This is a genomic window from Mesorhizobium sp. M8A.F.Ca.ET.218.01.1.1 (assembly GCF_004791165.1).
In the GTDB taxonomy this organism is placed as follows: domain Bacteria; phylum Pseudomonadota; class Alphaproteobacteria; order Rhizobiales; family Rhizobiaceae; genus Mesorhizobium.
This window is the reverse complement of record NZ_SRUZ01000003.1, coordinates 483,724-503,646: the sequence shown is the minus strand read 5'-3', so window position 1 is coordinate 503,646 and position 19,923 is coordinate 483,724. Positions and strand designations below refer to the sequence as shown.

The following is a 19,923-nucleotide window of genomic DNA, read 5'->3' as shown; positions in this document are numbered from 1 at the left end:
GGCCCTAAAACCGGTTCAAATGCAATCGGTTGCATCAACCCCTATGCCGAAAGTTTGTTTCCGCACCACGACAGGGCGTCATCTTTCGAGCAAACTCAAAGACGAGCGCCCCTCGCTCCCGTCAGGACCGATCGACGGGGAGGATTCGGGCTTTTTCGTGATGCCACCGCCAGCTTACGCTATATTTCGCCGGCGTCGCGATCATGTTTGGAAACAGGCGGTAACCGTTGGCGCCAAACGTGTCAGGCGGCAGCGATTATCCGGATCACGAAAAGGATCGCATCCGGTGCGGGCTGAACCCGCAAGACAGAGGCATCAGGTCCGAGCAGCAGGGCGTCGAGCGGCCCGAGACGAATGGGCGCGGCGCCGGGGAAAATGGCATGGCCCCTGTGACAAAGGATGAGGGTGGGACCGGCCTCGGTCGCGATTTCCACGGGCGTCGAAATCGCCAGACGCTCGACCTGATGCAACATGTGGCCGCGGCGGGTCATGACGTTGAGATCGGTGATCGGGCCGGCGATCAGCGCGGCACGCGTCGGCTGGTCGGCCGGAAAGGAAAATGGCTGGGAAGCCGCTGTCATCCGCTCCGGCGGACGGCCCGCGACATCAAGCACGATCCCCTCGCCCTCCAGCACCGACAGCGTGCGGTCGATGCCGGCAAAGCTGGAGAACGGCCCGCTGCCTTCGACCCGGGCCATCGAGACGCGCCAGTCGAAATCGTCGAGCCCGGCGCCGTCGGGCGAGACGGCGATCTCGGTCGTCGTGCCGCCGCCGTTCTTCCACGGCATGACGCGGTAATCGGCGGCGCGAAGGATGCGCATCACGTCAGCCGCTACCCGAGAATGCCGGGCAGGTTGAGCTGGTGCTCCTTGGCGCATTCGATGGCGATGTCATAGCCGGCATCGGCGTGGCGCATGACGCCGGTCGCCGGGTCGTTCCACAGCACCCGCTCCAGACGTCTTGCCGCGTCAGGCGTGCCGTCGGCGACGATGACCATGCCGGCATGCTGGGAGAAGCCCATGCCGACGCCGCCGCCATGGTGCAGCGACACCCAGGTGGCGCCCGAAGCTGTGTTGAGCAGCGCGTTGAGCAGCGGCCAGTCGGAGACCGCGTCGGAACCGTCCTTCATCGATTCCGTCTCGCGATTTGGCGAAGCGACCGAACCCGAATCGAGGTGATCGCGGCCGATGACGACGGGCGCCTTGAGCTCGCCCTTGGCCACCATCTCGTTGAAGGCAAGACCCAGCCTGTGCCGGTCGCCGAGACCGACCCAGCAGATGCGCGCCGGCAGGCCCTGGAAGGAAATGCGCTCGCGCGCCATGTCGAGCCAATTGTGCAGATGGGTGTTGCCGGGAGTGAGTTCGCGTACCTTGGCGTCGGTCTTGTAGATATCCTCCGGATCGCCGGAGAGTGCAGCCCAACGGAACGGGCCGATACCGCGGCAAAAGAGCGGACGGATGTAGGCCGGCACGAAACCGGGGAAGGCAAAGGCGTTCTCGAAACCTTCGTCCTTGGCGACCTGACGGATGTTGTTGCCGTAGTCGAGCGTCGGCACGCCGGCGTTCCAGAACGCCACCATCGCCTCGACATGCTCGCGCATGGAGGCGCGGGCCGCTTTCTCGACCGCCTTGGGGTCGCTGACACGCTTTTCGCGCCACTCGGCCATCGTCCAGCCCTTCGGCAGATAGCCATTGATGGGGTCGTGCGCCGAGGTCTGGTCGGTGACCATATCAGGGCGGATGCCGCGCTTGAACATTTCGGGCACGATCTCGGCGGCGTTGCCAAACAGGCCAACGGACTTCGCCTCGCCGGCCTTAGTCCAGCGCTCGATCATTTCCATGGCCTCGTCGAGCGTCTCGGCCTTCTCGTCGACATAGCGGGTGCGCAGGCGGAAATCGATCGAATCGGGATTGCATTCGATTGCCAGACAGCAGGCGCCGGCCATGACGGCAGCCAATGGCTGGGCGCCGCCCATGCCGCCAAGGCCGCCGGTCAGGATCCATTTTCCCTTGAGATTGCCGCCATAATGCTGGCGGCCGGCCTCGACGAAGGTTTCGTAGGTGCCCTGCACGATGCCTTGCGTGCCGATATAGATCCAGGAGCCGGCCGTCATCTGGCCGTACATCATCAGGCCCTTCTTATCGAGCTCGTTGAATTTCTCCCAGGTCGCCCAGTGCGGTACCAGGTTGGAGTTGGCGATCAGCACGCGCGGCGCGTCCGGGTGGGTGCGAAACACACCGACCGGCTTGCCGGACTGCACCAGCAGCGTCTCGTCCTGGCCAAGCGTCTTCAGCGACGCAACGATTTGATCGAAATCGTTCCAGGTGCGCGCCGCCCGGCCGATGCCGCCATAGACGACCAGTTCGTTGGGATTCTCGGCGACATCAGGGTCGAGATTGTTCATCAGCATGCGCAGCGGCGCCTCGGTCGTCCAATACCGGGCGTTGAGCTTGTCACCGCGCGGCGCGCGCACTTCGCGGATATTGTGGCGAGGGTTGTTCATCATTGTCCCTTTCGGATGAGGCGGCGCGTCAGCGCCCGGCCCAGTCAATGGCGGTTTGGAGAATCTGCGTCAGCGTGGCACGGATCGGCGCGGCGAACGCGGCATCGTAGGGTACCGGCCAATTGTCCGGCGTGCCCTTCCCTTCGGGCTCGCGCATATAGCCGCGGTTGGAGAGTTCCATCTGCAGCGCATGCACGCCCTGAAGCGGCTGGCCGAAATGGCGCGTGATCCACCCGCCCTTGAAGCGGCCGTTGACGACAAAGGTTTCGCCGGTTTCGGCCATGATCTGGCTGACCGTCGCCTGCAGCATCGGATCGGCGCTCTTGCCGTCATTCGTGCCGAGATTGAACACCGGCAGTCTGCCCTGGAACAGCCGTGGCAGCACCGAGCGGATCGAATGGCAGTCGTAGAGGACAATCTTGCCATGCAAGGCGCGCAACCTGTCGATCTCGGCCCGCAAGGCGGCGTGATAGGGTGCAAAGAACTTCTCGCGGCGCTCGTCGATCTCAGACGGGCCCGGCTCTTCGCCGTCGCGATAGAGCGGATCGCCGTCGAAGGTTTCGGTCGGGCATAGGCCGGTGGTTGCCTGACCGGGGTAGAGCGAGGCGCCGGAAGGATCGCGGTTGACGTCGATGACGGTGCGCGAGATCGCGGTGTGCACGACCGTGGCGCCGAGACCGGCGGCGAAATCATAGAGATTGTCGATCCACCAGTCGCAATCGCGACGACCGAGCCATGGCGACACCAGCCGGTTTTCGAGGCCGGCGAGGTCGATGCCGGTGTGTGGGATCGACACAAGCAGCGGTGCCGTGCCTTGTTTTATTGTCAGCCAGGAAGGTGTCATCGCGCAATCCCCGGCAGCGCCACCGCGCCTGCCGCCTCCACGGCCGCGCCGCTGCGCACCATGGCGATCGCCTTTTCCATGTCAGGGTGGAAGTGCCGGTCGTTGTCGAGATGCGGCACCTCGGCGCGAACCAGCTTGCGCACGGCTTCGAGCGCTGCGCTCGAGGCCAGCGGCTGATGGAAATCGCAGCCTTGGGCGGCGGCCAGCAATTCGATTCCGATCACCGCAGTCGCATTCTCGACCATGCCGATCAGCCGGCGCGCGCCATGCGCGGCCATCGAGACGTGGTCTTCCTGATTGGCCGAGGTCGGGATGGAATCGACGCTTGCGGGATAGGCTTTCTGCTTGTTTTCCGAAACGAGTGCCGCCGCCGTCACCTGCGGGATCATGAAGCCGGAGTTGAGGCCGGGCTTGGGCGTCAGGAAGGCGGGCATGCCCGACAGCGCGGGGTCGACCAGCATGGCGATGCGGCGTTCCGACAGCGAGCCGATCTCGCAGACGGCCAGCGCGATCATGTCGGCGGCGAAAGCGACCGGCTCGGCGTGGAAATTGCCACCGGAGAGTGCCGTGTCGTCCTCGGCGAAGATCAGCGGATTGTCGGTGACGCCATTGGCCTCGGTTTCGAGCGTATCGGCGGCCTTGCGCAGGACATCGATCGCCGCGCCCATGACTTGCGGCTGGCAACGCAAGCAATAGGGATCCTGCACACGCTCGTCGCCGACCCGGTGCGACTCGCGTATGGCGCTGCCGGCCATCAAATTGCGCAGTGCGTCCGCGGTCTCGATCTGGCCGCGATGCTTTCTCAACAGATGAATGCGAGGATCGAAGGGTGCGTCGGAACCCTTTGCCGCGTCGGTCGAGAGCGCGCCGGCGACAAGCGCCGACTGGTAGAGCACTTCGGCCTCGAACAGAGCGGCCAGCGCATAGGCCGTCGAAAACTGCGTGCCATTGAGCAGCGCCAGACCTTCCTTGGCGCCCAATGTCACGGGCTCCAGCCCGTGCGAGACGAAGGCGACCTTGGCCGGAAAACGGCCATGCGGGGTAAAGCATTCGCCGACACCGATCATCACCGCCGTCATGTGCGACAGCGGGGCAAGGTCGCCGGAGGCGCCGACCGAGCCCTGCGCCGGCACTACCGGGATGACGTCGTTGGCGAGCATCGCTTCAAGCAACTCGATGGTTTGCGAGCGCACGCCGGACGCACCCTGCGCGAGGCTTGCAAGTTTCAGCGCCATCATCAGCCGGGCAACGGCGACTGGCATCGGCTCGCCGACGCCCGCGGCATGCGACAGAACGATGTTGCGCTGCAGGGTCTCGAGATCTTCGGCCGGGATGCGCACGCTGGCCAGCTTGCCGAAGCCGGTGTTGATGCCATAGACCGGCTCGCCCTTGGCAACGATCCTGGCAACGGCCTCGGCGCTTGCCTTGATCTTTGGCCGGCAGGCGTCGTCCAGTTTGGGCACGGCGCCACGGTAGATGGCGCGCCAGTCGGCCAGCGTGGCATTGCCGGGCTTCAAGGTCAGTTCGGTCATTGTCCTCTCCAGATGCGTGCATGCAGCGGGTTGAAGCCCATGCGGTAGATGAGTTCGGCGGGGCGCTCGATGTCCCAGATCGCCAGGTCGGCGGATTTTCCAGCCTCCAGCGTGCCGGTCTCGTCGAACAGTCCCAGCGCACGCGCGGCCTCGCGGGTGACGCCGGCGAGACATTCGTCGAGCGTCATGCCGAACAGGGTCGCTGCCATGTTCATGGTCAGAAGCAGCGAGGTCAGCGGCGAGGTGCCGGGATTGTTGTCGGTGGCGACAGCCATTTTCACGCCATGCTGGCGGAAGAGGCCGATCGGCGGCTTCTTGGTCTCGCGGATGAAGTAATAGGCGCCGGGCAGGATCGTCGCCACGGTCCCCGCCTTGGCCATCGCCATGGCGCCCGCCTCGTCGGTGTATTCGAGATGGTCGGCCGAAAGCGCACCATAGCGGGCGGCAAGTTCAGCGCCGTGCAGGTTGGACAACTGGTCGGCGTGGAGTTTGACGGGCAAGCCAGCCGCCTTGGCGACATCGAAGACCCGCGCTATCTGCTCGGGCGAAAAGGCAATGCCTTCACAGAACCCGTCGACGGCATCAGCCAAGCCTTCTGCGGCGACGCCGGGAAGAATCGTTTTGACGACGAGATCGATGAAAGCGTCCTTGTCGCCCTTGGCTTCGGGCGGCAGCGCATGGGCCGCGAGGCATGTGGTGCGGACCGTCACCGGGCGTTCATTGCCCAGCAGTCGCGCGGCGCGCAGCGATTTCTTCTCGTTTTCGAGATCGAGTCCATAGCCCGACTTTATTTCTACGGTGGTGACGCCTTCCGCCATCAGCGCATCGAGGCGCGGCAGCGTCTGGGCGACCAGGTCGCTCTCGCTGGCGGCACGCAAGGATTTGACCGACGAGACGATGCCGCCGCCTGCCCTGGCGACTTCCTCATAGGAGGCGCCGGCCAGCCGCATCTCGAATTCGTTGACACGGTTGCCGGCATGGACGAGATGGGTGTGGCAGTCGATCAGGCCGGGTGTGATCCAGCGGTCTTCGCAATCGATGATCTCGCCTTGGGCAAGCCCCGAGGGCATCTCGGATTCCGGACCGGCATAGACAATGCGGCCATCACGCGCGGCCAGCGCACCATGCTCGACGATACCAAGATCGGCAGAATTTTCAGCCATGGTCGCCAGACGCGCATTGCGCCACAGGCGAAGCCCCCCTGCCCGGCTTTTGCTCTCTACAGCCATCATCTTTTCCGTTTCAATCGGTGGCGATTATGTATATACATATTGAAACGCACTGCAAGTGCCATCATCGCATGCGAGACCGGGAAGTGGAGAGAAAAGTGACCTATATCTTTGCGGAACAGGCGCTTCTCCCCAATGGCTGGAACGACAATGTGCGGATCACTTTCGCCAACGGGCGCATTACCGCCGTGGAGCCAGGGGGCACCGCGTCGGCAGGTGACGAGCGCCATGCCATTCTCCTGCCGGGCATGCCCAATCTGCACAGCCACGCGTTCCAGCGCGGCATGGCCGGGCTTGCCGAGTTGCGCGGTCCCTCCGCCGACAGTTTCTGGAGCTGGCGCGAGGTGATGTACCGCTTCGCGCTGTCGATGACTCCAGACCAGGTCGAGGCGGTGGCGGCGCAGCTCTATGTCGAAATGCTGGAGGCCGGGTTTTCCCGTGTCGGCGAGTTTCACTATCTCCATCATGACCGCGACGGAAAACCTTACGCCAACCCTGCCGAGATGGCCGAGCGCATCGCTGCCGCGGCCGGCGAAACGGGTATCGGCCTGACGCTGCTGCCGGTGTTTTACGCGCATTCCTCCTTCGGTGGTGCCGCGCCAAACGAAGGCCAGAGGCGATTCGTCAACGAAGTGGATGAGTTCGCCCGGCTTGTTGAGAAAAGCCGCGAATCGGTTCGCGCGTTGAATCAAGCTGTCGTCGGCGTCGCCCCGCACAGTCTACGCGCCGCGACGCCGGAGGAACTCACGGCGATTGCAGCGATGACGCCGGACGGGCCGATCCACATCCATGTCGCCGAGCAGGTCAGGGAAGTCGAGGACTGCCTTGCCTGGTCCGGCGCGCGTCCGGTCGAATTTCTGCTTGGGGCTGCCGATGTCGATAAGCGCTGGTGCCTGATCCACGCCACCCATATGACGGACGCCGAAACCATCGGCATGGCCAAAAGCGGCGCCATTGCCGGCCTTTGCCCGATCACGGAGGCCAATCTCGGCGACGGCACCTTTGCCGCGCCCTTGTTCAGGGAGCATGGCGGCCGCTTCGGTGTCGGCTCCGATTCCAACGTGCTGATCGGCCTGCCCGACGAATTGCGCCAGCTCGAATATTCGCAGCGCCTCGCGCACCGCGCCCGCAATGTGCTTGCGGTAGCCGGTGGCTCGACGGGCCGCGCGCTGTTCGATGCAGCGATCGAAGGCGGCAGCGTCGCGCTTGGCGCCGGCGCATCGCAAATCGCGCCTGGTTCATCAGCCGATCTCGTCTCGCTCGACGCCCGCAATCCCTCGCTGGCGGGCAAGACGGGCGATGCGATCCTGGATGCGTGGATCTTCGCCAATGCCGGCAAAGTGGATTGCGTCTGGGTGCACGGGCAAAAGCAGGTCAGCGGCGGCAGGCATGCGAAGCGCGAGGAGATCGCCGAGCGGTTCCGCCAGGTGATGACCGCGCTTTCCCGAAGCTGAAGGCAAGCCGATGAGCCTTGTCGTGACAGAGGATATCGAGAGCGGCGAGAACATCTCGCTGCATCAGCGCATCCTGTCGGACATCAGGGAGAAGATCCTGTCGGGCGCATGGCCGCCAGGCCATCGCATTCCGTTCGAGCATGAACTGACCGCCGAGTATGATTGCTCACGCATGACGGTGAACAAGGCGCTGTCGCAACTCGCCAAGGCAGGGCTGATCGAGCGGCGCCGCCGCTCGGGCAGTTTCGTGCGCCAGCCGCAATCGCAAGCGGCGGTGCTGGAACTGCACGACATCAGGATCGAGGTCGAGGCGCTGGGCCTTCCCTATCGCTACGAGCGGCTGGAACGCGTGCAGCGGCGCAGCAATGCCGGAGACAGGGCGCTGCTTGGGCTCTCGGCCGCCGGCTCGGTCCTGGGGCTTGAAGGGCTGCATTTTGCCGGCGAACGGCCTTTCGCTCTCGAGCAGCGGCTGATCAACCTGTCAGCGGTGGCCGAGGCAGCGGACGAGGCGTTCCTCGAAATCGCGGCGGGGCCGTGGCTGATCGGCCGCGTGCCCTGGAGCGAAGCCGAGCACCGCATCCGCGCCATGGCCGCCGACGATACGATCGCCGATTCACTCGACATCGATACCGGCGCGCCGTGCCTGGTGGTCGAGCGGCGAACATGGAGCGCCGAGCATCCAGTGACGCATGTGCGCTTCATCTATCCGGCGGAAAGCCACACGCTGGTGGCAAGGTTCACGCCGTCGCAGGGGTGAGTGCGCCCTCGCTTTCGTCATCCTAGGGCGAAGCAAGGAGCGAAGTGACGCGCGCAGACCCTAGGATCCATGCCGTGACGCTAAAGCTTTGCAATGTTTACAGAATTCTGCACCGCCGCGTTCCTCGACAAAGGTCACGGCATGGATCCTCGGGTCAAGCCCGAGGATGACGAACATCGGTGGGCTGGAGGGACAGCGCCCCCCTCTGCCTTGCCAGGCATCTCCCCCACGAGGGGGAGATCGGCAGCTGCACTGTCGGCTTAAATCGCAGCCGTAATAATGATCTCGACCAGATATTCGGGGCCGGCAAGCTTTGCCTCGCCGGTGGCGCGGGCGGGCGTGTGGCCCTGCGGTACCCACTTGTCCCATTCGGAATTCATCTCGGCGAAGGTGCCCATGTCGGCCAGCCAGATGATCGCCTGGACGATCTTGGTCTTGTCGGTGCCGGCCTTGGCCAACAACCCATCGATGGTCGCAAGGATGTCGCGGGTCTGCGAGGCGACGTTGCCGCCGGGTTCGCCGACCTGGCCGGCCAGATAGACTGTGTTGCCGTGGATGACGATCTGGCTCATGCGCGGGCCAACATCGATGCGACGAATGCTCATTGCGAGGTTCCTTCCGTTGTGGTCGCGCCTCTTTAGAGTCGCCGTCCGCTTCGAGCAAGGCCGCCTGAACCGAAACCGTTTGAGCCAATCGCTCCATCCAGGGCCAGGCGCGTACACGGCGAGTTGACCACCGCGTCGCAATTCCGCCGGATTGGCTTGTTGACTAATGTAATAACATCACATATCCAAGCCGCCTGCCTGCAGCCGCGTTTGGCCAACGGAACGATATGACCCAGACCTGCCTGACATTCCGTGACCTGACGCTGGGCTACAACAGCCACCCGGCGATCCACCATCTCAATGGCGCGATCCGCAAGGGTTCGCTGACGGCCGTGGTCGGCGCCAATGGTTCCGGCAAGTCGACGCTGATGAAAGGTATCGTTGGGGTGTTGAAGCCGATGGCCGGCGAGGTTATCCGCGCGCCGGGCGTGCGGGCGGCCTACCTGCCGCAGCAATCGGAGCTTGATCGCTCCTTTCCCGCCCGCGTCGTCGACCTGGTCTCGCTCGGCCTGTGGCCGAAGCGCGGCATGCTTGGCCGCTACACCCAGGAAGATCGCGAGGCCGTCAGCCAGGCTTTGATGGCCGTCGGCCTCGGCGGCTTCGAGAAGCGGCCAATCGACACGCTGTCGGGCGGCCAGTTGCAGCGCACGCTGTTTGCCCGCGTGCTGTTGCAGGATGCCGACCTGATCCTGCTCGACGAGCCCTTCAATGCGGTCGACGCCAAGACGGTCGGTGACCTCATTGCCCTGATCAAGCGCTGGCACGGCGAAGAGCGCACCATCATGGTGGTGGTCCATGATCTGGATCTTGTGCGCCAGAATTTTCCCGAAACACTGCTGCTTGCCCGCCAGCCGGTAGCCTGGGGCGAGACCCGGGAGACGCTGAAGCCGGAGAACCTGTTGCGCGCGCGCCGCTTCCACGAAGCCTGGGAAGAGAACGCGCCCTGGTGCGAGCCTGACGAGCACGCTCATGATCATGATCATCATCATGACGGCCACGATCACGACCATCACCATGGCGCCGGACCGAGGGCTGCCTGATGGACGCGCTCTACGGCCTTTTTATCTCGCCATTCGCCGATTTCGGTTTCATGCAGCGGGCGCTTTTCGGCTCGCTGATGCTGTCGCTCGGCGCCTGCCCGATCGGCGTCTTCCTGATGCTGCGGCGCATGAGCCTGTCGGGCGACGCGATGGCGCACGCCATCCTGCCGGGGGCGGCCGCCGGCTTCCTGTTCTACGGCCTCGAAATCCTGCCGATGACCATTGGCGGCCTGATCGCCGGCATCATCGTGGCGCTCGGCGCCGGCGCCGTCTCGCGCTTCACCATTCAGCGCGAGGACGCCTCGATGGCGGCCTTCTACCTGATTTCGCTCGCCATCGGCGTGCTGATGGTGTCGATCCGCGGCTCCAGCGTCGACCTCATGCATGTGCTGTTCGGCACGGTGCTGGCACTCAACAACGAGGCATTGACGCTGATCGGCGGCATCGTCGCGGTGACGCTAGTCAGCCTTGCTATCTTCTGGCGGGCGCTGGTCGCGGAATGCCTGGACCCGCTGTTCCTGCGTTCGGTCAGCCGCATGGGCAGCCCGGTGCATTTCATTTTCCTCGGTCTCGTCGTCCTCAACCTCGTCGGCGGTTTCCAGGCGCTCGGTACCTTACTTTCAGTCGGATTGATGATGCTGCCGGCGGCAGCGGCGCGCTTCTGGACGGCGCGCGTCGAGCCGATGTGCGCGCTGGCCGTGCTGATCGGCTTTGCCTCCTGCATTGCCGGGCTGCTCCTGTCCTATCATGCGTCATTGCCGTCAGGCCCGGCCATCATCCTGTCGGCCGGCGTCGTCTATTTCGCCTCTATCCTGTTTGGCACGCGCGGCATTCTGCGCGCCCGCATCGTCCATCACCGTCACAGAACGGCCTGATCCCCCGCCCCAAAGGAGACCCAACCATGCTGAAATCACTCTGCGCCGCCCTGGCGATGAGCGTTATAACATTAACAGCCTTTGGAGCTTCATCGGCCTTCGCCGAGCCGCTGAAAGTGGTCGCCAGCTTCACGGTCATTGCGGATTTCGCCAAAAATGTCGGCGGCGACCGCGTCGACATCACCACCATTGTCGGGCCGGACGGCGATGCCCATGTCTATGAGCCGAGCCCCGCCGACGCGGTGGCCATGGCCAAGGCCGACATCGTTCTGGTCAACGGCCTGCATTTCGAAGGTTTCCTGCAGCGGCTGGTCGATGCCAGCGCCACCAAGGCCTCCATCATCACCTTGACCAAGGGCGTGACGCCGATCGACTTCAAACCTGAATTCGCCGACGCCGACGCGGCGGAGGGTGCCGGCACCGGCGGCGGCAAGACCGTCACCGATCCGCATGCCTTCCAGTCGATCGCCAACGCCAGGATCTATGTGAAGAACATTGCCGAAGCCTTCTGCGCGGCCGATTCCGAAGGTTGCGTCTCCTACCAGACCAACGCCGCCGCCTACACCAAGAAGCTCGATGCGCTGGAAGGCGAAGTGAAGGCAGCGATCCAGTCGATCCCCGAAGCAAAGCGCGTCGTCATCACCTCGCATGACGCCTTCGGCTATTTCGAGCATGAATACGGCCTGACTTTCCTTGCCCCGCAAGGCATCTCGACCGATTCCGAACCGTCGGCCGCCGATGTCGCCAAGCTGGTCGAGCAGGTGAAGCAGGACAAGGCCGCGGCCATCTTCGTCGAGAACATCACCAACCCGCGCCTGATCGAACAGATCGCCAGCGAGACCGGCATCAAGGTCGGCGGCACGCTCTATTCGGACGCGCTGTCGCAGCCCGATGGCCCCGGCTCGACCTATATCGACATGATGCACAACAACATCCGCCAGATCAAAGGCGCCATTCTCGGCAGCTGAGAAGAGCGTTCTCGAAAGGCGGAGCCAGTCTCCGCCTTTTTTCATTCCCCTCTGGGCAATCCGAGTCAGAATCTTCGCTGGCAACGTCCATCTGCGCTATGATGTCGATCCGCGCGGGACGCGCATGAAGCGCAGATTGAGGCCGGCACTGCCATGACAGATTTCACGCCCTTCCAGTCGCTGCTCGGCGGTGCCCTCATCGGCCTGTCGGCGGTGCTCCTGATGGCGTTGCATGGACGGATTGCCGGGATGACCGGTATCCTAACAGGGGTCATTCCGCCGCTTGCCCCGGATTGGGGCTGGCGAGCCGCGTTTCTCATTGGCGCAGTCGTGGCGCCGCTCCTCTATCGGACTGTTGGCGGACATATTGCCTTCAGCGTGCCGCTGCCAACGCTGTCCCTCGTTGTCGGTGGCTTCGTGGTCGGCATCGGCGTGCATTTCGGCGGTGGCTGTCCGAGCGGGCATGGCATTTGCGGCATTGCGCGCCTGTCGCCACGCTCGATGGCCGCCGTCGCGACCTTCATGGTCACCGCATTAATCACCGTCTTCATCATCCGCCACGTCGTCGGGGGCTAACCATGAACAGGCTCGTTTCGGCATTCCTGATCGGCGGGATTTTCGGCCTCGGCATCGCTGTTTCCGGTATGATAAATCCGGCCAAGGTGCTGAATTTCTTCGACATTGCTGGCACCTGGGACCCCAGCCTGATCTTCGTCATGGGCGGCGGCTTGGCTGTCGCCTTTATCGGTTACCGACTGGTGTTCGGCCGGTACAAGGCCCCGGTGTTCGAAACCGAGTTTGCGCTGCCGACGAAGCGCGTTATCGATCTGGAATTGGTTGGCGGCGCCGCCGTGTTCGGTATCGGATGGGGCATTGCCGGCTTCTGTCCGGGCGGCGCCATTCCGGCGCTGGGCCTCGGCTATTCACAGACGCCGATCTTCGTCGCTTCGGTGATCGCAGGCATCGTCGTGGCGCGTTTTGCCCGGGCGCGCATCGCTCAGCCGGCCACGGCATAGGAATTGGTTGCCGGCCACGTCAGGGAGTGGCAAAACTCCTGCCAAATCAGATTGCGAGGACATCGTCATGGAATACCGCGAAATCAGCGAAGACTATTCGGTCTCGGGCCAGATCCAGCCCGAAGACGTCGCCGCCATCAAGGAAGCCGGCTTCAAGAGCGTCATCTGCAACCGGCCGGATGACGAACAGCCCGGCCAGCCTTCGGCGGACACGCTCAAAGCCACGGTTGAAGCCGCCGGTCTCGCCTTCCGCTACATCCCGGTCATCAGCGGCCAGATCACGCAAGAGAATGTCGAAGACCAGGCCGAGGCGCTGGATGAGCTCGAGGGCCCGGTGTTCGCCTATTGCCGCTCCGGCGCCCGATGCACCAATCTTTACGGGCTGATCCAGCAGTCGAAGGGTTGAAGAGCCAGAGCAACTCCAATGCGGCTGGCCGATTCAGCTCCTTGCACCTCTATCTTTGATGCATCCAAGGTAGAGCAACGCCAGAGACACACTGATGAACGTTCCTCTTGCGGCATCATTGCCCTCGGCAACTAGGTATGCAAGGAGGTTTCCTATTATAAGATATACCAAAGACAACAGCGCATTTCTGAAGGAAATTCTCGCGCCAACTGGCTTTATGTATCCGATCATTACAACAATGGCGGCACAAGGTAGATAGATTTTGGTACAAGGTAGACAGCGATGAAGATCGTTACCAATAGAACGGCAGGTATCGATAGAGACAACAATATGTAGTATCGCGTTGACTTTCTTTCCATGTCGCCTCCTGTATCTACAATCAAATCGGCAGCGCGCCGGTCTCCTTCAGCGTCTCCAGCACGATCGCCGTCTTCACATGCTGCACGGATTCATGCGGCAGGAGCACGCCGTTGACGAACTCGGACAATGATTTGAGGTCGGGCGTCACCACCTTCAGGATATAATCCATCTCGCCGGTCAGCGCATGCGCCTCCTGCACTTCCGGCAGTCGCGCCACCAATTCGCCGAAGCGTCGCGCGTTGTCACGGTTGTGGGTGGCCAAGGTCACCGAGATGACGTTGACCAGTGAGAAGCCGAGCTTGTCGCGGTCGAGTACGGCGCGATACCCCTTGATATAGCCATCCTCCTCCAGCCGCTGGCGGCGGCGCGAGCATTGCGACGCCGACAGGTTCACCCTTTCGGAAAGGTCGTTATTGGTGAGCCGGGCATCGCCCTGCAAAAGAGCCATTATCTTGCGGTCAAACTGATCGATGCGCGTCTCATCCATGGTTTTTTCTCTAATCATGCATGCTTCACGCATGACATCATCATTTCAAGCGTTTGAATGCAAGCACCATGCACAGGCTCCACGCTATCATGGTTTCAAATGGCCCTTTCAGGCCAAACGAGATTTTCGGAGGAATATCATGGGTCCCTTCCCGCACGACGCCCCGCCCGCCACGATCAGCAGGGACAACCCTGCCGGCACCGATGGGTTCGAGTTCGTCGAATTCGCGCATCCCGAGCCGCAGAAGCTGGCCGAGCTGTTCACTCGCATGGGCTATGTGGCGGTGGCCAGGCATCGCACCAAGGACATCACCGTCTGGCGGCAGGGCGACATCAACTATGTCGTCAATGCCGAGCCCGGCTCGCACGCGATGAAGTTCGCCGACAAGCATGGCCCTTGTGCTGCCTCGATGGCCTGGCGGGTGGTCGATGCCAAACATGCTTTCGAGCATGCCGTCTCCAAGGGCGCCACGCCTTATGAAGGCGACGACAAGGCGCTCGACGTGCCTGCCATTGTCGGCATCGGCGGCTCGCTGCTTTATTTCATCGACAGCTACGGCAAGAAAGGCTCGGCCTATGACGCCGAGTTCGAATGGCTCGGCGCGCGCGACCCGCGGCCGCAAGGCGTCGGCTTCTATTTCCTCGACCACCTGACCCACAATGTCTATCGCGGCCAGATGGACAAGTGGTGGGACTTTTATCGCAATCTGTTCGGCTTCAAGCAGATCCATTTCTTCGACATTGACGGCAAGATCACCGGCCTGGTCAGCCGCGCCATCACCTCGCCTTGCGGCAAGATCCGCATCCCGCTCAACGAATCCAAGGACGAGACCAGCCAGATCGCCGAATACCTGAAGAAGTACAATGGCGAAGGCATCCAGCACATCGCGGTTGGCACGGACGAGATCTACGCCGCCACCGACAAGCTCGCCGAGAACGGGCTGAAATTCATGCCCGGCCCGCCCGAGACCTATTACGACATGTCGTATGACCGCGTGAACGGCCATGACGAGCCGATCGAGCGGATGAAGAAGCACGGCATCCTGATCGACGGCGAGGGCGTGGTCGATGGCGGCATGACCAAGATCCTGCTGCAGATCTTTTCGAAGACCGTGATCGGGCCCATCTTCTTCGAGTTCATCCAGCGCAAGGGCGACGAAGGCTTTGGCGAGGGCAATTTCCGCGCTTTGTTCGAGTCGATCGAGCAGGATCAAATCAAGCGCGGCGTGATCAAGGTACAGGCGGCGGAATAGGCCGGTCTAACACAGGAACTCTTGCGGTTCGGTCGATTATGACCTAAATTCTAGTCATAAAGGATCGAGCACATGAATGTTTCCATCGCCGAAGCCAAGGCCAAACTGTCGGAACTTGTCAGCCGCGCGGAAGCAGGTGAGGAGATCGTTCTTACGCGCCACGGCAAGGTGGCGGCGCGCATTGTACCTCCGGCGGTGGCCGAACCTCTGCCGCGTATCGGCGCTTTGAAGGGCAAGATCTGGATTGCGGATGATTTTGACGAACTCGGTCCTGAATGGGACGAGTTCGTAAAATGACGGTCGGCCCCTTCCTCGCCGACACACATATCATCCTCTGGTCAATTTCGGACGACCGACGTCTCAGCGAGCATCACCGCGCCATCCTGGTTTCGGAAGCGTTGGTGTTCGTGAGCGCGGCGAGCGTTTGGGAAATTGCCATCAAACGTTCGATCGGAAAGCTCAACGCGCCGGACGATCTGCCGGCGCTGCTTCCAAGGATGCGATTTCAGCCGCTCACCGTAACCTTACAGCACGCGAACGCCGTTGGTGGCCTACCTCGCCACCATGGTGATCCGTTCGACAGACTGCTGATTGCGCAGGCGCAAGTGGAAAATCTGACCATCCTCACATCCGACCCGCATTTCGCCCATTATGATGTGGCTGTGACATGACTAGCGAAGGACCTGGTCTCACAACCGAAGCCTCTCAACCTCGTCCCGCCTAACCCTGACATCATAATCGAGCAGGAACTCGTCGAGTTGCGGGGGCGCGACGGAGGTGCCGGACAGCATGGCGTGGACCTGGCCGCGATGGTGGATGTCGTGCAGGAAGACGTGCGCCAGGATATTGCCGATCTTTTCCGGGATCATGCCGTCCTCGCGCCGGTCGGTGATGACGCGGCGATCTAGATCGCTTTCCGACAAGCCATCGCAGAAGGCAATCAGCCGCCGGTCGGCCGCGACCTGCGCGGCAAAAAGCTCCTGTGGTTCGTCGAAAGGCACGAAGTCATCATGGGCAGCGGCACCGACGCCGCCCTCTTCGAGAAAGTCCAGATAGAGATAATCGACCGCAAGCACATGGTTGAGCGTGGCCTTGACCGACGGGAAAAAGCTGGTGCGCTCAGCCTCGAACTCGCCGGGCTTCAGAGCAAGCACTGCGCGATAGAGCCGGTCGTTCGACCAGAGATTGTTGCCCGCCATGCGGCGCAGATGATCCAGAAGATTCATCGCTGAAAATCTGTCCTAGCCTCTATCTCGCGTAGTTCTCGACCTTCTGCTCGATGGCACCGAAGATCGAATGCCCGGCCTTGTCCTTCATCTCGATGCGTACCGTGTCGCCGAAGCGCAGGAACGGCGTCTTTGGTTCGCCGCTCGCGAGGGTCTCGATCATGCGCAGTTCGGCGATGCAGGAATAGCCTGCGCCGCCGGCCGACACAGGCTTGCCCGGGCCGCCGTCGAGCTTGTTGGACACCGTACCCGAGCCGATGATGGTGCCTGATACCAGCGGCCTTGTGCGGGCGGCGTGAGCGATCAGTACCGGGAAGTCAAAGGTCATGTCGACACCGGCATTGGCGCGGCCGAACGGCTTGCCGTTGATGTCGGCGAGCAGCGGCAGGCTGACCTTGCCGCCATCCCAGGCGTCGCCCAGTTCGTCCGGCGTCACCGCGACCGGCGAAAAGGCCGAGGACGGTTTCGACTGGAAGAAGCCAAAACCCTTGGCGAGTTCCGGGCCGGTCAGCGCGCGCAGCGTGACATCGTTGACCAGCATGACCAGCCGGATCGCGGCGCGCGCTTCATCGAGGCTGGCGCCCATCGGCACATCGTCGACGATGACGGCAATTTCGGCCTCCATGTCGATGCCGAAGGCTTCGTCGGCCATGCGGATCGGATCGCGCGGCGCAACAAAGGAGTCCGAGCCGCCCTGATAGATCAGCGGATCGGTCCAGAAGCTTGCCGGCATCTCGACGCCGCGCGCTTTGCGCACCAGTTCGACATGGTTCACATAGGCGGAGCCGTCGGCCCATTGATAGGCGCGTGGCAGCGGCGAATGCGCGTCGTGCTCGTGGAAGCGAGCCGCCGGCATCGCACTGTTCTCCAGCGATTCGGCGATTGTCGCGAGATGCGGCGAGATCCTGCGCCAGTCGTCGAGTGCCGCCTGCAGCGTGCGCGCCAAGAACGAGGCGTCTGTGTACTGTGTCAGGTCGCGCGAAACGACAACGAGTTTTCCATCGCGCGTCCCATCCTTCAGTGTGGCAAGCTTCATGCGGTTCCCTCTCCTGAGGCGGCCTTGGCGCCGCTTTGGCTTTTCTTACGCATGATCTTTTTCCGAAAACCGGTTTCCACTTTTCGGGATCATGCTAGCTCCACAACAAGGCCGTCGCGAGCGATCGTCAAGTCGCCGGCCCATGTTTTCCTGACGGCAGCAGTCCAATCGGTCTCGCCAATCTGGGGGTCGTCGGCCGGAATGAGGTGGTTGAGCACCAGTCTCTTCACGCCGCCATCGCTGGCGATGCGGCCTGCCTCTTCGGCAAAGCTGTGGCTGGCGAGCAGGTGTTCCCTGAGCCGCGCGCCATTGCCGGTCCTGGCAACCAGCCGCTCGATCCCCTCCTCCAGCATGGCTTCGTGGACGAGGATATCAGAGCCTTCGGCGAAATCGGCGAGCGGTGGGAAGAAGGCTGTATCGGCCGAAAACACCACGCTCTTGCCGCCATGCTCGAAGCGCAGCGCAAAGCAGTCGGTCACCGGCGGATGGTCGACGCGCAGCGCCGTCACCTTCAGGCCGCGCTGCTCGACCACATGGCCTTCGCCGAATTCTTCGACAGAAACCAGCTCGCGAATATCAGGCCGGCCCTCGTCGACGATGCGGATTTCGATGTCGAATTCCATCGCCTGACAAAAGCGCCGCCAGTAATGGCCGGTGCCGGGCGGGCCGAACAGGCTGACCGGCGTCGCCAATCCGGCCGTCCAGGCGGTGTGGATCAGCGGACCCAGTTCCAGCACATGGTCGGAATGCAGATGCGTGATGAAGATCAGGTCGAGCGCCTTCAGGCTGACACCGGCATCGACAAGGCCGCGCGTGACGCCGAGCCCGCAATCGACGACGATGGCCCGCCCGCCGATCTCGAGCAGCGACGAACTCGGCCACGGCCCGCCCGGCCGTAGCGCAGGGCCGCCTTTGGAGCCCAACAGCACCAGCCGATCCGGCATTGAATTACCGCTCAAGACCAGTCGCCCTCGGGCGTGCCGTTGAAGCGCTTCTTCAGGTCGGCCCAGCAGTCGATATAATTGTCCTGCCGGGTTTCCAGTTCGGCACCGTATCGGGTCAGCATCTGCGGATAGCGGGTCTCGAACATGAAGGCCATGGTGTTGTCGAGCTTGACCGGTCTCAGGTCCGCGCGCGAGGCCTTTTCGAAGCCAGGCGCATCCGGGCCGTGGGCCAGCATCAGATTGTGCAGGCTTATGCCGCCGGGAACGAAGCCTTCCTCCTTGGCATCGTACTGGCCGTGGATCAGACCCATGAACTCGCTCATGATGTTGCGGTGATACCAGGGCGGCCGAAACGTATCTTCCGCCACCAGCCAGCGCGGCGGGAAGATGACGAAATCGATATTGGCCGTGCCCTCCTCGCCGCTCGGCGCGGTCAGCACGGTGAAGATCGATGGATCGGGATGGTCGAACAGCAGCGCGCCGACCGGCGAAAACGTCGCCAGATCATATTTGTAGGGGGCGTAGTTGCCGTGCCAAGCCACCACGTCGAGCGGCGAATGGCCGATCTCGGTGACATGGAAATTGCCGCACCATTTCACGATCAGCCGGCACGGCGTCTCCTTCTCCTCGAACCAGGCGCAGGGCGTCTTGAAGTCGCGTGGGTTGGCCAGGCAATTGGCACCGATGGGGCCGCGATCAGGCAGTGTCAGCTTGGCGCCGTAATTCTCGCATACATAGCCGCGCACTTCGGTGTCGGCCAGTTCGACCTTGAAGACGAGGCCACGTGGCAGCACGGCGATCTCGCCGGGTCGAAGCTCGATGACGCCCATCTCGGTGACCAGCCGCAAGCTGCCCACCTGCGGGACGACCAGCAATTCGCCGTCGGCATTGAAGAAATGATCATCGACCATCGAGCGATTGGCGACATAGACATGGGCGGCCATGCCGGTCTGCCCGAGCACGTCACCGGCCGTGGTGATGCTGCGCATGCCCTGGATGAAATCGGTCGGCTCCTTCGGCATCGGCACCGGATTCCAGCGGTACTGGCCAAGCGCCAGTTCGTGGTCGCCGACATTGGGGGCAGTCTTCCACAGCGGGTAGCCGGCTGCCTTGAAGCGGCCGGTGTGCTTGACACTTGGCCGGATGCGATAGAGCCAGGAACGCTCATTGGTGCCGCGCGGCGCGGTGAAGGGCGAGCCGGAAAGCTGCTCGGCATAGAGGCCGTAGGCCGGCCGCTGCGGCGAGTTTCGCCCCTGCGGCAGCGAACCGGGCAATGTCTCGGTCTCAAAATCGTTGCCGAAGCCCGGCATATAGGAAAAGGCCATCGCTTCCTCCCGGATTGACCAAACTGGTTTCATTTGTAACCATCGAAAATGTAACTATCAATGG

22 protein-coding genes are annotated in these 19,923 nt (G+C 62.8%); 11 read left to right on the top strand and 11 right to left on the bottom strand.

Annotation, left to right across the window (positions count from 1 at the left end; translation table 11 throughout):
- Positions 1-242: 242 nt before the first annotated feature.
- Genes EN861_RS13635 through hutI form a run of 5 tightly spaced genes read right to left on the bottom strand, consistent with a single transcriptional unit; the run spans position 243 to position 6,108 of the window.
- Positions 243-821 (bottom strand): HutD family protein, encoded by a 579-nt coding sequence (locus EN861_RS13635; protein ID WP_127280373.1) that lies wholly within the window; start codon positions 819-821, stop codon positions 243-245.
- Between the two features lie 11 nt (positions 822-832).
- Positions 833-2,503: a urocanate hydratase gene (hutU, locus tag EN861_RS13630; protein ID WP_127280374.1), complete on the bottom strand. Its 1,671-nt coding sequence runs from the start codon at positions 2,501-2,503 to the stop codon at positions 833-835.
- 28 nt (positions 2,504-2,531) lie between these two features.
- Positions 2,532-3,347, bottom strand: a complete 816-nt coding sequence (hutG, locus tag EN861_RS13625) for an N-formylglutamate deformylase (RefSeq protein ID WP_127869666.1) — start codon at positions 3,345-3,347, stop codon at positions 2,532-2,534.
- On the bottom strand, positions 3,344-4,879 hold the full coding sequence (hutH, locus tag EN861_RS13620; RefSeq protein ID WP_127280648.1) for a histidine ammonia-lyase: 1,536 nt from the start codon (positions 4,877-4,879) through the stop codon (positions 3,344-3,346). The genes hutG and hutH overlap by 4 nt, the downstream gene beginning before the upstream one ends.
- The gene (hutI, locus tag EN861_RS13615) at positions 4,876-6,108 is read right to left on the bottom strand and encodes an imidazolonepropionase (RefSeq protein WP_135863960.1); all 1,233 of its coding nucleotides are present in this window, start codon (positions 6,106-6,108) and stop codon (positions 4,876-4,878) included. Before hutI ends, hutH begins: the two co-directional genes overlap by 4 nt.
- Positions 6,109-6,206: 98 nt before the next feature.
- Between hutI and EN861_RS13610 the strand changes: the two genes are divergently transcribed.
- Both EN861_RS13610 and hutC read left to right on the top strand, forming a co-directional pair.
- The gene (locus tag EN861_RS13610; protein WP_135863958.1) at positions 6,207-7,562 is read left to right on the top strand and encodes a formimidoylglutamate deiminase; all 1,356 of its coding nucleotides are present in this window, start codon (positions 6,207-6,209) and stop codon (positions 7,560-7,562) included.
- A gap of 10 nt (positions 7,563-7,572) precedes the next feature.
- Complete coding sequence (gene hutC / locus EN861_RS13605) at positions 7,573-8,319, top strand: histidine utilization repressor (RefSeq protein ID WP_127869668.1); 747 nt, start codon at positions 7,573-7,575, stop codon at positions 8,317-8,319.
- Positions 8,320-8,579: 260 nt separating this feature from the next.
- Here the strand turns inward: hutC and EN861_RS13600 are convergent, their stop codons facing one another.
- Positions 8,580-8,924, bottom strand: coding sequence for a RidA family protein (locus tag EN861_RS13600; RefSeq protein WP_127281273.1), 345 nt, complete (start codon positions 8,922-8,924; stop codon positions 8,580-8,582).
- A gap of 227 nt (positions 8,925-9,151) precedes the next feature.
- Here EN861_RS13600 and aztA point away from each other — a divergent pair, with 227 nt between their 5' ends.
- The 6 genes from aztA (at position 9,152) to EN861_RS13570 (ending at position 13,229) form a co-directional block, all read left to right on the top strand.
- Complete coding sequence (gene aztA, locus EN861_RS13595; protein ID WP_127869669.1) at positions 9,152-9,964, top strand: zinc ABC transporter ATP-binding protein AztA; 813 nt, start codon at positions 9,152-9,154, stop codon at positions 9,962-9,964.
- Positions 9,964-10,839, top strand: coding sequence for a zinc ABC transporter permease AztB (gene aztB / locus EN861_RS13590; RefSeq protein WP_135863956.1), 876 nt, complete (start codon positions 9,964-9,966; stop codon positions 10,837-10,839). Before aztA ends, aztB begins: the two co-directional genes overlap by 1 nt.
- Before the next feature lie 26 nt (positions 10,840-10,865).
- The gene (gene aztC / locus EN861_RS13585; RefSeq protein WP_135863954.1) at positions 10,866-11,807 is read left to right on the top strand and encodes a zinc ABC transporter substrate-binding protein AztC; all 942 of its coding nucleotides are present in this window, start codon (positions 10,866-10,868) and stop codon (positions 11,805-11,807) included.
- A gap of 153 nt (positions 11,808-11,960) precedes the next feature.
- Positions 11,961-12,383: a YeeE/YedE family protein gene (locus EN861_RS13580; RefSeq protein WP_127279828.1), complete on the top strand. Its 423-nt coding sequence runs from the start codon at positions 11,961-11,963 to the stop codon at positions 12,381-12,383.
- A gap of 2 nt (positions 12,384-12,385) precedes the next feature.
- Entirely contained in the window at positions 12,386-12,823 is a 438-nt protein-coding gene (locus EN861_RS13575) for a DUF6691 family protein (protein ID WP_127279827.1), read from the top strand.
- A 67-nt stretch (positions 12,824-12,890) separates the two neighbouring features.
- Positions 12,891-13,229, top strand: coding sequence for a TIGR01244 family sulfur transferase (locus EN861_RS13570; RefSeq protein WP_135863951.1), 339 nt, complete (start codon positions 12,891-12,893; stop codon positions 13,227-13,229).
- A 379-nt stretch (positions 13,230-13,608) separates the two neighbouring features.
- On the opposite strand, the gene EN861_RS13565 is transcribed toward EN861_RS13570, so the two are convergent.
- Complete coding sequence (locus tag EN861_RS13565) at positions 13,609-14,076, bottom strand: Lrp/AsnC family transcriptional regulator (protein ID WP_032933331.1); 468 nt, start codon at positions 14,074-14,076, stop codon at positions 13,609-13,611.
- Between the two features lie 139 nt (positions 14,077-14,215).
- Between EN861_RS13565 and hppD the strand changes: the two genes are divergently transcribed.
- The 3 genes from hppD to EN861_RS13550 all read left to right on the top strand — a co-directional run bounded on the left by hppD (position 14,216) and on the right by EN861_RS13550 (position 15,999).
- Positions 14,216-15,328: a 4-hydroxyphenylpyruvate dioxygenase gene (gene hppD / locus EN861_RS13560; protein ID WP_135863949.1), complete on the top strand. Its 1,113-nt coding sequence runs from the start codon at positions 14,216-14,218 to the stop codon at positions 15,326-15,328.
- A 72-nt stretch (positions 15,329-15,400) separates the two neighbouring features.
- Positions 15,401-15,625: a type II toxin-antitoxin system prevent-host-death family antitoxin gene (locus EN861_RS13555; RefSeq protein WP_127869671.1), complete on the top strand. Its 225-nt coding sequence runs from the start codon at positions 15,401-15,403 to the stop codon at positions 15,623-15,625.
- Positions 15,622-15,999: a type II toxin-antitoxin system VapC family toxin gene (locus EN861_RS13550; protein WP_135863947.1), complete on the top strand. Its 378-nt coding sequence runs from the start codon at positions 15,622-15,624 to the stop codon at positions 15,997-15,999. Before EN861_RS13555 ends, EN861_RS13550 begins: the two co-directional genes overlap by 4 nt.
- 18 nt (positions 16,000-16,017) lie before the next feature.
- Here EN861_RS13550 and EN861_RS13545 read toward each other — a convergent pair whose 3' ends face one another.
- The 4 genes from EN861_RS13545 to hmgA form a co-directional block, all read right to left on the bottom strand.
- Positions 16,018-16,554, bottom strand: a complete 537-nt coding sequence (locus EN861_RS13545; RefSeq protein WP_127869672.1) for a DinB family protein — start codon at positions 16,552-16,554, stop codon at positions 16,018-16,020.
- A 22-nt stretch (positions 16,555-16,576) separates the two neighbouring features.
- Positions 16,577-17,590: a fumarylacetoacetate hydrolase family protein gene (locus EN861_RS13540; RefSeq protein WP_135863945.1), complete on the bottom strand. Its 1,014-nt coding sequence runs from the start codon at positions 17,588-17,590 to the stop codon at positions 16,577-16,579.
- Positions 17,591-17,679: 89 nt separating this feature from the next.
- On the bottom strand, positions 17,680-18,534 hold the full coding sequence (locus tag EN861_RS13535; protein ID WP_189343644.1) for an MBL fold metallo-hydrolase: 855 nt from the start codon (positions 18,532-18,534) through the stop codon (positions 17,680-17,682).
- Between the two features lie 11 nt (positions 18,535-18,545).
- A complete protein-coding gene (hmgA, locus tag EN861_RS13530) occupies positions 18,546-19,859 on the bottom strand; it encodes a homogentisate 1,2-dioxygenase (RefSeq protein ID WP_135863939.1) in 1,314 nt (437 codons plus the stop codon).
- Positions 19,860-19,923 lie beyond the last annotated feature (64 nt).